This window comes from Endoryza foliicola (assembly GCF_050589245.1).
GTDB lineage: Bacteria > Bacteroidota > Bacteroidia > Chitinophagales > Chitinophagaceae > Endoryza > Endoryza foliicola.
In genome coordinates, this window is sequence record NZ_JBOBEW010000007.1 from 219,284 (window position 1) to 231,094 (window position 11,811).

General features: G+C 41.8%; 15 protein-coding genes. 12 read left to right on the plus strand and 3 right to left on the minus strand.

Annotation, left to right across the window (positions count from 1 at the left end):
* Window positions 1–19 precede the first annotated feature (19 nt).
* The 4 genes from ACQ2HE_RS16405 (at window position 20) to ACQ2HE_RS16420 (ending at window position 3,424) form a co-directional block, all read left to right on the plus strand.
* Complete coding sequence (locus ACQ2HE_RS16405; protein ID WP_430896666.1) at window positions 20–652, plus strand: deoxynucleoside kinase; 633 nt, start codon at window positions 20–22, stop codon at window positions 650–652.
* Window positions 649–1,896, plus strand: coding sequence for an MFS transporter (locus ACQ2HE_RS16410; protein WP_430896664.1), 1,248 nt, complete (start codon window positions 649–651; stop codon window positions 1,894–1,896). The genes ACQ2HE_RS16405 and ACQ2HE_RS16410 overlap by 4 nt, the downstream gene beginning before the upstream one ends.
* Window positions 1,897–1,997: 101 nt before the next feature.
* Window positions 1,998–2,486 (plus strand): YkgJ family cysteine cluster protein, encoded by a 489-nt coding sequence (locus ACQ2HE_RS16415; RefSeq protein ID WP_430896662.1) that lies wholly within the window; start codon window positions 1,998–2,000, stop codon window positions 2,484–2,486.
* A gap of 38 nt (window positions 2,487–2,524) precedes the next feature.
* Window positions 2,525–3,424: an MBL fold metallo-hydrolase gene (locus tag ACQ2HE_RS16420; protein ID WP_430896660.1), complete on the plus strand. Its 900-nt coding sequence runs from the start codon at window positions 2,525–2,527 to the stop codon at window positions 3,422–3,424.
* Between the two features lie 144 nt (window positions 3,425–3,568).
* Here the strand turns inward: ACQ2HE_RS16420 and ACQ2HE_RS16425 are convergent, their stop codons facing one another.
* Window positions 3,569–3,781, minus strand: a complete 213-nt coding sequence (locus ACQ2HE_RS16425) for a hypothetical protein (RefSeq protein WP_430896658.1) — start codon at window positions 3,779–3,781, stop codon at window positions 3,569–3,571.
* Window positions 3,762–3,905: a hypothetical protein gene (locus ACQ2HE_RS16430; protein ID WP_430896656.1), complete on the minus strand. Its 144-nt coding sequence runs from the start codon at window positions 3,903–3,905 to the stop codon at window positions 3,762–3,764. Before ACQ2HE_RS16430 ends, ACQ2HE_RS16425 begins: the two co-directional genes overlap by 20 nt.
* 84 nt (window positions 3,906–3,989) lie before the next feature.
* Here ACQ2HE_RS16430 and gcvP point away from each other — a divergent pair, with 84 nt between their 5' ends.
* The gene (gene gcvP / locus ACQ2HE_RS16435) at window positions 3,990–6,860 is read left to right on the plus strand and encodes an aminomethyl-transferring glycine dehydrogenase (RefSeq protein ID WP_430896654.1); all 2,871 of its coding nucleotides are present in this window, start codon (window positions 3,990–3,992) and stop codon (window positions 6,858–6,860) included.
* Window positions 6,861–6,892: 32 nt separating this feature from the next.
* Here gcvP and ACQ2HE_RS16440 read toward each other — a convergent pair whose 3' ends face one another.
* Window positions 6,893–7,912: a GlxA family transcriptional regulator gene (locus tag ACQ2HE_RS16440; protein ID WP_430896652.1), complete on the minus strand. Its 1,020-nt coding sequence runs from the start codon at window positions 7,910–7,912 to the stop codon at window positions 6,893–6,895.
* 63 nt (window positions 7,913–7,975) lie between these two features.
* Here ACQ2HE_RS16440 and ACQ2HE_RS16445 point away from each other — a divergent pair, with 63 nt between their 5' ends.
* The 7 genes from ACQ2HE_RS16445 to ACQ2HE_RS16475 all read left to right on the plus strand — a co-directional run bounded on the left by ACQ2HE_RS16445 (window position 7,976) and on the right by ACQ2HE_RS16475 (window position 11,684).
* Complete coding sequence (locus tag ACQ2HE_RS16445; protein WP_430896650.1) at window positions 7,976–8,389, plus strand: SRPBCC family protein; 414 nt, start codon at window positions 7,976–7,978, stop codon at window positions 8,387–8,389.
* A 12-nt stretch (window positions 8,390–8,401) separates the two neighbouring features.
* A complete protein-coding gene (locus tag ACQ2HE_RS16450) occupies window positions 8,402–8,872 on the plus strand; it encodes a VOC family protein (protein WP_430896648.1) in 471 nt (156 codons plus the stop codon).
* Window positions 8,869–9,285: a VOC family protein gene (locus ACQ2HE_RS16455; protein ID WP_430896646.1), complete on the plus strand. Its 417-nt coding sequence runs from the start codon at window positions 8,869–8,871 to the stop codon at window positions 9,283–9,285. The genes ACQ2HE_RS16450 and ACQ2HE_RS16455 overlap by 4 nt, the downstream gene beginning before the upstream one ends.
* Window positions 9,282–9,506 (plus strand): hypothetical protein, encoded by a 225-nt coding sequence (locus ACQ2HE_RS16460; RefSeq protein ID WP_430896644.1) that lies wholly within the window; start codon window positions 9,282–9,284, stop codon window positions 9,504–9,506. Before ACQ2HE_RS16455 ends, ACQ2HE_RS16460 begins: the two co-directional genes overlap by 4 nt.
* A complete protein-coding gene (locus ACQ2HE_RS16465; RefSeq protein ID WP_430896642.1) occupies window positions 9,506–10,126 on the plus strand; it encodes an HD domain-containing protein in 621 nt (206 codons plus the stop codon). Before ACQ2HE_RS16460 ends, ACQ2HE_RS16465 begins: the two co-directional genes overlap by 1 nt.
* Window positions 10,127–10,247: 121 nt before the next feature.
* The gene (locus tag ACQ2HE_RS16470; protein ID WP_430896640.1) at window positions 10,248–11,219 is read left to right on the plus strand and encodes a glycoside hydrolase family 43 protein; all 972 of its coding nucleotides are present in this window, start codon (window positions 10,248–10,250) and stop codon (window positions 11,217–11,219) included.
* A gap of 297 nt (window positions 11,220–11,516) precedes the next feature.
* On the plus strand, window positions 11,517–11,684 hold the full coding sequence (locus ACQ2HE_RS16475) for a hypothetical protein (RefSeq protein ID WP_430896638.1): 168 nt from the start codon (window positions 11,517–11,519) through the stop codon (window positions 11,682–11,684).
* The last annotated feature ends 127 nt before the right edge of the window (window positions 11,685–11,811 follow it).

Sequence of the window (11,811 nt, forward strand, 5' to 3'; positions counted from 1 at the left end):
GCTATAGCGTGGATGAAGTATGAAGTATCATTTTATTACGATTGAAGGAAATATTGGTGCCGGGAAAACGACACTTTCGCACTTGTTGGCAAGACATTTCAACGCCCGATTGGTTTTGGAAGAATTTGCCGACAATCCTTTCTTGCCCAAATTTTATGAAAACCCTAAACAATTCGCCTTTCCGCTCGAACTCTTTTTCATGGCAGAGCGTTACAAACAGTTGAAAGAATTGATCCATACCAAGGATCTTTTTCAGCAAGTAACCATTTCCGACTATCTGTTCACCAAATGTTTGCTATTTGCTAAAGTGAATTTGCCGGATGAAGAATTCAGATTGTATCAAAAATTGTTTGAAATCATTCACACTCAATTGGCGCAACCTGAAATCCTGATCTATTTACATGCACCGGTTCAAAAACTGCAGCAAAACATCAAGAAACGCCAAAGACCTTACGAACAGAGTATACCGGATGAATACTTGTTCAATATTCAACAAACCTATACCAACTATATCAAGCAACACAATATAAAAACGTTGTTCGTGGATGCTTCGAATGCCGATTTTTTGACCAATAAAAAGCATTTGGACATCATAATCGAAGCCTTGGAAAAAGACTACGATCACGGACAGCATTATCTTACATTACCATGAGTGACGCAAGCGAACTAAAAAAGAAACTCTTTCCCATTATCAATTATGAATTTACATGGTTTCTGTTTGGACGCGCCTTATTCATTGCGGGAATGCGCATGAACCCCGTTCTACTCGGCTGGATCTTGTATGAAAAAACCGGCAGTAAGTTGGCATTGGGAATGCTTGGATTAAGCGAAGTGATCCCTGCGGTTTTGTTGGCTTTACCGGCGGGTGTAAGAGTGGATCGCAGTAACAAAAGAAACCTCTTGGTCATATGTTTAGCAGCCTATTTTCTAGTCGAAATCTTACTACTGATATTAACGGCACCTTCCATCAGTTCACAGATTAGTCCAAGTTTATTCTCATGGCTAATCTATACCTGCATTTTTGGAACCGGAATTATTAGAGCCTACAGCGGACCGGCCTTCAATGCATTTCTAGCGCAATTGGTGCCAACGGAAAATTTAGTAAGGGCTGCGTCTGTTAACAGCATGGGATGGTTGGTAGCAGCAGTTGCCGGACCAGCGCTTGCAGGTTTGTTGTTGGGCTATACCAGCATTACCGTTTCATACATTATCGGCGGCTCTTTTGTTTTGGCAGGTTTGTTACTCTTCAGCTTAATTAAACCAAAGGAAATTGTTTGGAACCCCGGTAATAAGAAAACATGGGACAGTGTAAAAGAAGGATTGCATTTTGTTTGGAATCAAAAAGCATTGATGGGCGCCATGAGTTTAGATATGTTCGCTGTGTTGTTTGGTGGTGCCACAGCCTTGTTGCCGGTATTTGCAAAAGACATCTTACATGTTGGACCGGAAGGATTGGGGTGGTTGATTTCGGCCACTTATATTGGAAATTTTGTTGCCATTGCATGGTTAACGGCAAAACCATTGAAAAAACATCAAGGCAAATTGTTGTTTCAAGTAGTAGCATGGTTTGGCGTGTGCATTATTGTATTTGCATTTTCAAGGTCGTTTTGGTTAAGTTTCTTCGCGCTGTTTGCAAGTGGCATTTTTGACGGAGTAAGTGTGATCATACGCGGAACAATATTTCAACTCTTTGTTCCTGATGAAATGAGAGGCAGAGTATCGAGTGTGAATTCTATCTTTATCAATAGTAGCAATGAATTGGGTCAATTTGAAAGTGGAGTAGCTGCATCTGCTATGGGAACTGTTCCCTCTGTACTATTTGGTGGATGTATGACCATCATTGTAACAATCGTAACTTGGTATAAAGCAAAAGGACTGAAAGAACTTAATTATTGACAAAACCATCTGAATTAAAGGCATCACAGCCTCACTTTAAGATTCTTTTTCACATGTCAAGTTTTTTGCTTAATTTTTAATCCTTAATTATTCATTGAACAGTGTCGGATCGATTGAAAAACTGGGAGAAGAAATCGGCGGAGCATTCGAAACAATACAAACAGTATTTGGAGAGAACCAACCGCAATGTGATTTTGAAGCAATTGCCCGATTTGCACGAAGAAGCATTCGAGAAAGTTGACTGCTTGTCTTGTGCAGCGTGTTGCAAAAACTATTCTCCTCGGTTTAAAACACCCGACATCAAGCGAATAAGTAAGTACTTAAAGATGAAAGAAAGCATCTTTATTGAAACCTACCTCGTACTAGATAAAGAAGGGGATTATGTAGTAAAATCGAGCCCTTGTCCATTTTTAGGAAGCGATAATTATTGCAGCATCTACGATCAGCGGCCTAGTGATTGCCAACGTTTTCCGTATACCGATGAAGATGTAATCTTCAGACGACCCGCCTTAACGCTAAAGAATGCAAGTTTCTGTCCGATTACGTATTATGTGCTAGAAGGACTATTGGCTGCTGAAAAAAACAAATGAGTCTTTTCATTGTAATAATAGCCTAAAATTCTACCACCATGAACCGTCGTCTCTTTTTAAGATCCGGTCTACTAACTGCCGGTGCGCTCACCCTTGCCAAGCAAGAGCTGATCGCCAATTTATTTCAACAGCCTGCATGGAAAATTCAAATGTTAACTGAAAACATCGGAGTGTTTACGGAGCGAGGAGGAACCATCTTGTTCAACTTCACTGCCGACGGAATAGTGGTTGTAGATTCCCAATTCCCCGATCAAAGTAATCATTTGATTGAAGAGTTGAAAAAACGCAACCAAGGATTCGCATTATTAGTAAACACCCATCATCATGGCGATCATACTGGCGGAAACATTTCTTACAAGGGCTTAGTTAAGCACGTTTTGGCCCACGAAAATTCATTAGTGAATCAAAAGGCCGCGGCTGCCGCACAAAAATCGGAAGACAAACAATTGTATCCCGATCGCACCTACCGCGAAACCTGGTGCGAAGACATTGGTGGCGAAAGAATGTGCCTGTATTATTTTGGTGCGGGACATACCAATGGCGATAGTGTAGTTCATTTCGAAGATTCAAATATTGCCCATATGGGAGATCTGTGTTTCAATCGCCGCCATCCGTTTGTTGACCGCTCCGCAGGCGCCAATATGAAAAATTGGATCACAGTACTGGAGAAAACTAAAAAGAAATTGGACAAGAAAACGCGCTATGTGTTTGGTCACAGCGCCGAAGGGTACCAAATTCTGGGAACGCACGAAGATCTGAGCAAGTTTGGTGAATATTTGAATGGTGTATTGGATTTTACCGACAAAGAGATCAAAGCCGGTAAAACCAAGGAAGAATTCATTAAAACCACCACCCTTCCTTTTAAAACAGAATGGTCGGGAGATGGACTGGCTCGTCCACTTACTGCCGCTTGGGATGAACTAACAGCACCAAAATAGTTTTGTTGAATCTTTTGAAAAATTGGCCCTGAGGGGCCTTTTTTTGTTTTAAGTGGTGGGTATTGTGGTTTAGGTGTTAGGCATTAGGCTTTGGGCTTTAGGCTTTAGGCTTTAGGTCTTGCACGGAATGTCATTCTCAAATTATCACACCAACCAATTCACTACTCCAACCCTCCCATTCTCCTCTTTCCTTTCTTCCTCCTGTTCTCCCGGCTTTACAATTATTAATAGATTTTTCACTGCAGCGATCGCGGCGCTGGCAGCCTCTCTGTATTTCCTCCCTTCCCGCAAAAGCCGCCTCCTTCCTCCCTCCTCCTTCCTCCCTCCTCGTCTCCTCTCATCCTCGTCTCCTCTCATCCTCGTCTCCTCTTATCCTCGTCTCCTCTTTCCTTTCTCCCCCCTCTCCCTCCTCCTGTTCTTTCTCCTTCTCCTTCTTTTCCTCATTTTTTGCACTCCTTAAACAAATGGCTGTTAGTGCCAAAATAAAGCGGTAAATTTGCGCGCCAAAGTTCCTGTTTTGGCCCGCATCAAAGTCAACATTCAGTTCTGTACTAAAGCTTTAAAAATGAACCTATTTCAACAACAGTCCAACGAATTTTTAGGTCGTCATATCGGCACCATCGGTTCTGAAGCAGCTATGCTTAAAACCATTGGTGAAACCTCGGTAGACGCGTTGATCAAAAAAACCGTACCAACCGCCATTCAAAAAAAGGATGCTTTGGCCATTCCCGGTGCCATGAGCGAAGCGGCTTTGTTACAACACCTCAAAGACCTTTCTCAGCAGAACAAGATCTATAAAACCTATATCGGTCAAGGGTATTACGATACCTTTACCCCCTCAGTTATTCTTCGCAATATTTTCGAAAATCCAGGTTGGTACACTCAATACACTCCCTATCAAGCTGAGATCTCTCAAGGCCGATTAGAGAGCCTGTTGAACTACCAAACTATGGTGAGCGATTTAACCGGACTCCCCATTGCCAACGCTTCTCTTCTCGATGAAGCAACGGCAGCAGCAGAAGCCATGAACCTTTTCTTCCACCAAGTGAATAAGACAGACGTGGTTACTGCTCCAAAATTCTTTGTAGATGAACAGACTTTCCCGCAAACCATCGACGTGGTGATCACCCGTGCGCAACCACTCGATATTGAAGTGGTAATTGGTGATTATAAAACTGCTACCATCGACGCTACTTATTTCGGCGCCTTGGTACAATACCCCAATGCCGCAGGTTCAATTGAAGATTACCGTTCATTTATCGATAAAGTGCATGGAGTTGGCGCTTACGTAGCAATGGCTACTGATTTATTAGCGCTTACATTATTAACTTCCCCCGGTGAATTGGGTGCCGATGTAGCTTTGGGATCTTCTCAACGCTTCGGCATTCCCTTAGGTTTCGGTGGACCACACGCTGCATTTTTCAGCACCAAAGATGAATTCAAACGCTCTATTCCGGGTCGTATCATTGGTGTGAGCATCGACGCAAAAGGTCAACGCGCACTCCGCATGGCCCTTCAAACTCGTGAGCAACACATTAAACGCGAAAAAGCAACTTCAAATATCTGCACAGCGCAAGCCCTTTTAGCTAATATGGCTGCGATGTATGCAGTATTTCATGGCCCCGACGGATTGAAAGCCATCGCGAAAAGAGTAGCCCTGCTTACGCAAACCGTTGCTGATAGTTTAAAATCGCGCGGTTTTGAATTGGTGTCGAATTCTTTCTTCGATACCATTACAGTAAAAGTAGCTGACAACAGTATCATCAAAGACAAAGCAGAGCGTCAACACATTAACCTACGTTATGTTGGTAAAAACTTAGTTGGTATTTCACTAGATGAAACCACCGGTACCAGCGACTTGTTTGATGTGATCAATTGTTTTGAAAACGAGGTGAACCCTGTTGCATTCGATATCAACTACGATTCTTCGTTGGTTCACATTCCTTCAAACCTCACCCGCACTTCTGAATTCCTTACGCACCCTGTGTTCAACTCACACCGCAGTGAAAGTCAGATGATGCGTTATATCAAGCAACTTGAAAACAAAGACCTTTCCTTAAATACCTCCATGATTTCATTGGGTAGCTGTACCATGAAACTGAACGCAGCTACTGAAATGATGCCATTGAGCTGGCCTGAATGGAGCAAGATCCATCCGTTTGCACCTTCTAACCAAACTGAAGGGTACAAACAAATGGCCTCTTTATTGAGCGAGTATCTCTGCACCGTTACAGGTTTCGATGCTTGCAGTTTGCAACCTAACAGTGGCGCACAAGGTGAATATGCAGGCTTGCTTGCCATTCGCAATTTCCACTTAGCTAATGGCGACACACAACGCACCGTTGTTTTGATCCCCATTTCTGCTCACGGAACCAATCCGGCGAGTGCGGTTATGGCGGGAATGAAAGTAGTTGTAGTAAAAGCCTTGGAAAACGGATACATAGATGTAGAAGATTTCAAAGCAAAAGCAGCTCAATATGCTGAAACGCTTGCAGGTACCATGATCACCTATCCAAGTACCTATGGCGTTTTCGAAGAAAGTGTAAAAGAAATTTGCGATATCGTTCACCAATACGGTGGCCAAGTGTATATGGACGGTGCTAACATGAATGCACAAGTGGGGTTAACATCACCCGGTTTAATTGGTGCCGATGTTTGTCACTTGAACTTGCACAAAACTTTCGCGATTCCGCACGGCGGTGGTGGTCCCGGCATGGGCCCCATTTGTGTTAGAAAGCATTTAGCTCCACATTTGGCAGGTCACGTTATATATGGCGATGGAACGGTTGGTAAACCACAAGGCGCAGTAAGTGCGGCTCCATTCGGTTCTGCTTCAATTCTGTTGATCAGTTACGCCTACATCCGTTTATTAGGGTCAGAAGGCGTTAAAATGGCAACCGAATACGCGATCTTGAATGCCAACTACATGAAAGCGCGTTTGCAAAACGATTTCGACATTCTCTATACAGGCAGTAATGGAACTTGTGCACACGAGTTCATTGTAGACCTACGTCCTTTCAAAAACACGGCAGGTATTGAAGCAGAAGATGTGGCCAAACGTTTGATGGACTATGGTTTCCACGCTCCAACTATGAGCTTCCCTGTTCCGGGAACCATTATGATTGAGCCTACTGAAAGTGAAGACAAAGCAGAGCTCGATCGTTTTTGTGATGCGATGTTGGAAATCAGAAAAGAAATCGCAGCTATTGAAAATGGAAGTTCTGATAAAAAAGACAATCCATTGAAGAATGCACCTCATACGCAGTTCATTGTAGCTGCCAATGAATGGACGTATTCATATAGCAGAGAACAAGCGGCGTATCCGCTGGCTTATGTACGTCAAAACAAATTCTGGCCAACAGTTTCAAGAATCAACAACACCCACGGCGACCGCAATTTGATCTGTACTTGCGAACCGATGGAAAGTTATATGTAAGAAAAAAGCGGTGAAGAAATTCACCGCTTTTTTTATGCTTGTGCATACTTGTTTCGATATTCAACCGGCGTTAGTCCGGTTATTTTTTTGAAGGTAGTTCGAAAAGCCTTGGTATCGGTATAGCCTACTTCATACATTACTTCATTAATGTTCTTTCGCGAAGATTCAAATTGTCGTTTCGCCGATTCTATTCGCACGCGTTGCATGTATTCCAACACCGAATTATTGGTAGCAGCCTTAAACCTTCTTTCAAAACTTCTTCTTCCGATGGCTACTTTATCGGCTAATTCATCAACACTTAATTTTTCTCCTACATTTTTCTCAATAATTTGTTGTGCTTCTAATACCGCAGCATCACCATGATCTTTCTGGCCTTGAAACAAAGCGAAAGCAGCTTGACTGTCGCGATCAATGTCGATTGCGAAATATTTAGAAGCGAGAATGGCCAAATCTCTACCCACATACTTCTCTACCAAATACAACAAAAGATTCCAATAGGAATTTGCGCCGCCGCTCGAATAAACAGATCCCTCTTCCGTAATAATGGATCCATCTACAATAGTTACTTCGGGGTACAACTCTCTAAATTCTTGGTAGAAGCCCCAATGGGTGGAGCATTTTTTTCCATTCAATAATCCGGTGGCTCCTAGTAAAAACGCTCCAACGCACAAAGAAGCCACAGAAGAGCCTTTTTCATGTTGTGCCTGGATCCAAGGCACCATTCTTTCATTCAACTTAATGGCTTCGCGCATGTTTCCAAAAAGCGCCGGAATGATTACCAAATCGTACGTAGCAGAATCTGATAATAACTTTTCGGTTTGTACGATAAATGAACCAAACTGAAGTGCCACTTGAGGAGCTGCACCTACTAACTTCACATCAAAAATGGCATCTCTGCCTTGAGCTTGTAAGAATTGATTCACGGCGCTGAAAAGGTAGCGTGGGTCTGCAATTGCTTGCATTACGCAACTCTCCGGAACTAAAATGGCAATTTTTATCATCAATAAATGTACAAATTCTGTCGCAAACCACCCTTCCTTTGTCGTTTCCACACATATATTGTTCAAATTTTTTCGGCTAGGTTTGCATTAAATTAGAACATTAATTTTCAAAATATGTCAACTCCAATTACAGTTAGCGTACTTGTAAACGCCCCGTTAAAGAAAGCCTGGGACTATTTTTCTTTGCCGGAACACATCACTCAATGGTGTCAGGCTAGTGCCGATTGGCACGCTCCAAAAGCCAGTAATGATCTCAGAGAAGGCGGTAAGTTTTCAACCACCATGGCTGCAAAGGACGGGTCTTTCTCATTTGATTTCGGAGGCACCTATACGAAAGTAGTTCCCAATGAAATGTTTGCTTATACGATGGAAGATGGAAGAACCTGTTCCGTAAGTTTTGATGAAACCGGAGACGAAACATTTATTACTGAGACTTTCGATCCGGAAACAATAAACCCCGTTGAAATGCAAGAGGCAGGATGGCAGGCCATTCTCAACTCCTTTAAAACATATATTGAATCTCATTAATATAGTATAGCCATGAAATTCAAATCACCACACATTTATCCATGCCTTTGGTTCAATCAAAATGGTGCAGAAGCCGCAGATTTTTATTGCGAAGTTTTTCCTGAAACACTCATTGAACAAAAAAGTTATTACGGAGCAGGAATGCACTTACCGGAAGGAACATTGATGACGGCAAAAATGAAGATCTCGGGTTATGAATTACTCATCTTAAACGGAGGCCCCTATTTCACCTTGAGTGAATGTGTATCCCTCGTTATTACATGTGACACTCAAGAGGAGATCGATTACTATTGGAACAAATTAGTAGAAGGCGGAAAGCCATCGAATTGTGGATGGCTAAAAGATAAGTTTGGCTTGAGTTGGCAAGTAGTTCCTTCAAAATTGGGTGAATGGATGACCGGTCCAAATGCCGGGAAAGTTGCCAAAGCTTTCATGAAAATGCGAAAATTTGATTTGAAAGAATTGGAAGAAGCAGCCGGATGAATGGCCTTCAAGTATACTTAAATTTCAACGGCAATTGCAAGGAAGCATTGCAGTTCTATCATGCTGAATTGGGAGGAAGCTTGAGCATTCAAGTATTAGCTGATCAGAAAGAATCAAGCCAGTTTCCAGATCAATTCAGAGAAAAAGTAGTTCAAGGGAAACTAGTCCTTGATACTTGGACAATCTTTGGAACCGACTTACTCGATGAAAAGATCTACATCAAAGGAACAAATATCAGTTTGCTACTTTCTTTTCAATCAAAAGCGGAGTTACTAGAACGTTACCAATCTATGTCTAAACATGGAACCCAGCACGCTCCTCCCCACTCACCCGATGAACAAACTTGTGTGGGAAGTTTTACTGACCCCTATGGTGTACAATGGATATTACAATATCATAACTTCGTATTATGACCGACAACCTTACCATTGAAATATTTAAAACTACAGTACGTCTTCATTCAGATGCAGCACTAATAGTTGGTATTCTTGAAAAAAGAATTCCCGGTGCACAAATCAATTTCGACTTAGCAGATATCGATTGTGTATTGCGAATTGCCCATCACGAAATCCCTTACTATTTAATTGAAGAAACGCTGCAATCTATGGGACATAAAATTGAAATCATTCCTTAATGTTTGAAATGCATTTCAAAGAGGCATTGATAGATGCTGCAGAAAGTTGGCAGATTGATCCGCCTGATCATGTATGGGCCCTTCTAGAAAAAGAATACGTCAGTAAGAAAAGACATTATCATACCTTTCAACATTTAGAAGCTTGCTACCAACAGCTGGTTCCTGTGCTTACTAATTTCAAAAGTAAAGAAGCACTTTTATTCGCTCTAGCATTTCATGATTACATTTATAAAGTTCCCGGGAATCACAACGAAGAATTAAGTGCCGAAGCAGCCATTGCTTTTTTGAAAAGATATGCGGTAGCATCAGCACATCTTGAATGGATAGATAGCGCCATTAGAAAAACAAAAACGCACGACTACAGCCATGACGAAAGCATCAACTTATTTACAGATGCCGATATGGCCATTCTCGGTGCAGAAGCATCCATTTACATCCGTTACAAACATGCTGTCAGAAAAGAATATGCCCTGTATCCCGATTTTCTATACAAACCGGGACGCAAAAAAGTGTTACAAGCGTTTCTCGAAAAGCCACGCATTTATCACACTTCTTATTTCTATGACAAATTTGAAAAGCAGGCCAGATCGAATATTGCAGCCGAAATTGCAACGCTCTAATTTTTATACTTCTTAAACACCCTGAGATCGAATAAATAGTATGTGATTTTAAATATGAACTAAACTCGATACTTTTAACTAAGAACTTTAAACTCAACACTAAAAACTTAACTAGTTGCTCATGAAAAAACTGTTATTTGCGCTCGCGTTTACAACTCTCTCGATTGCAGCATTCGCTCAGAAAAAATCGGGCAACCCTTTATTCCCCGGTTGGTATGCCGACCCTGAAGCAGCTATTTTCAACCAGCAGTATTATATTTTTCCTACTTTTTCAGCCCCTTATACAAAGCAAGTATTTTTAGACGCCTTCAGCTCGAAAGACCTAGTGACTTGGAAAAAACACGAACACATTGTAGACACAGCAGCTATAAAATGGGCATGGAGAGCTATGTGGGCACCGGCCATTGTGCAGAAAGAAAAGCAGTATTTTCTATTTTTCAGCGCCAACGACATTCAAAGTGACCAAGAGAAAGGAGGCATTGGCATTGCGGTATCAAACAAACCGGAAGGACCTTATAAAGACTACTTAGGCAAACCACTGATCGATAAATTCTACAATGGTGCGCAACCCATCGATCAATTTGTATTTCGTGATAAAGATGGAAGCTATTACATTATTTATGGAGGTTGGCGTCACTGCAATATTGGCAAATTAGCCCCCGATTTCAAATCTATTATTCCGTTTAGTAAAGACACCCTGTTTAAGGAAATTACTCCCGAAGGCTATGTAGAAGGTCCTTTTATGTTCATGCGTAATGGGAAGTATTATTTTATGTGGTCGGAAGGCGGTTGGACCGGTCCCGATTACAGTGTAGCTTATGCTGTAGCAGACTCTCCTTTTGGCCCTTTTAAAAGAATTGGGAAGATTTTGCAACAAGATCCCAAAGTAGCCACCGGCGCAGGACATCATTCAGTGATCAATATTCCAAATACCGATGAATGGTACATTGTGTATCACAGAAGACCCCTCACTGAAAAAGACGGCAATTCTAGAGAAACCTGTATGGAAAAAATGGAATTCGATGAAAATGGACTTATTAAGCCTGTTAAAATAACGTTTGAAGGAGTGGCCGAGCGTGTTATTAAAAAATAACAGGTTTTGCTATTGGCTAATCAAGAAAAACCGGTGGTATCAATAAGCAAGATTGCTTTATCCTACATTTGATTTGTTGCATACTTCTTTTATAGTTAAAATGATTTCATTTTAAAGTACCATTCGTCCATCTCTGCCAAAAACTATGTTCGAAGCCATTTCGAGCATGCTTCGCAAGGCCACAGGCCTGAAGAAGGATGCGAGAAATCTGGGTTGTTATTAAAAAAATCGTGTCATCCCGAACGAGCGAGGCTGCGAAGCAGTCGCAGCGAGAGAGGGACCTCAAAACGCGTTATTATGGAAGAGGCGCTTTTGAAGCAGTTTTTTTTCACTAAACTCGTTGGTGAGTTTTTGAGTTGTTTAGTTTTTGAGTTTGGGGCTTTGAACAAGATACTGGCTGTAACTTGTGCTTTTGCATTCTTGCGCGAACAAGAGCGCCATGAGTCAATGGTGAAGCAACTTTAAAACTAAACAACTAAATTACTCAATAACCTAGCAACTAATAGCATGAAGCGTCAATGCCTCGAAATCAGATTCTTTCCACAAAACCCGTTCCGAGGTTCCTCTCTCCTTCGTTTGCTTTGCAAACTCA

Coding starts and splice junctions, on each gene's coding strand:
- ACQ2HE_RS16405 (WP_430896666.1), top strand. CDS start 20: ATGAAGTATCATTTTATTACGATTGAAGGAAATATTGGTGCCGGGAAA.
- ACQ2HE_RS16410 (WP_430896664.1), top strand. CDS start 649: ATGAGTGACGCAAGCGAACTAAAAAAGAAACTCTTTCCCATTATCAAT.
- ACQ2HE_RS16420 (WP_430896660.1), top strand. CDS start 2,525: ATGAACCGTCGTCTCTTTTTAAGATCCGGTCTACTAACTGCCGGTGCG.
- ACQ2HE_RS16425 (WP_430896658.1), bottom strand. CDS start 3,781: ATGAGAGGAGACGAGGATGAGAGGAGACGAGGAGGGAGGAAGGAGGAG.
- gcvP (WP_430896654.1), top strand. CDS start 3,990: ATGAACCTATTTCAACAACAGTCCAACGAATTTTTAGGTCGTCATATC.
- ACQ2HE_RS16445 (WP_430896650.1), top strand. CDS start 7,976: ATGTCAACTCCAATTACAGTTAGCGTACTTGTAAACGCCCCGTTAAAG.
- ACQ2HE_RS16450 (WP_430896648.1), top strand. CDS start 8,402: ATGAAATTCAAATCACCACACATTTATCCATGCCTTTGGTTCAATCAA.
- ACQ2HE_RS16455 (WP_430896646.1), top strand. CDS start 8,869: ATGAATGGCCTTCAAGTATACTTAAATTTCAACGGCAATTGCAAGGAA.
- ACQ2HE_RS16460 (WP_430896644.1), top strand. CDS start 9,282: ATGACCGACAACCTTACCATTGAAATATTTAAAACTACAGTACGTCTT.
- ACQ2HE_RS16465 (WP_430896642.1), top strand. CDS start 9,506: ATGTTTGAAATGCATTTCAAAGAGGCATTGATAGATGCTGCAGAAAGT.
- ACQ2HE_RS16470 (WP_430896640.1), top strand. CDS start 10,248: ATGAAAAAACTGTTATTTGCGCTCGCGTTTACAACTCTCTCGATTGCA.
- ACQ2HE_RS16475 (WP_430896638.1), top strand. CDS start 11,517: ATGGAAGAGGCGCTTTTGAAGCAGTTTTTTTTCACTAAACTCGTTGGT.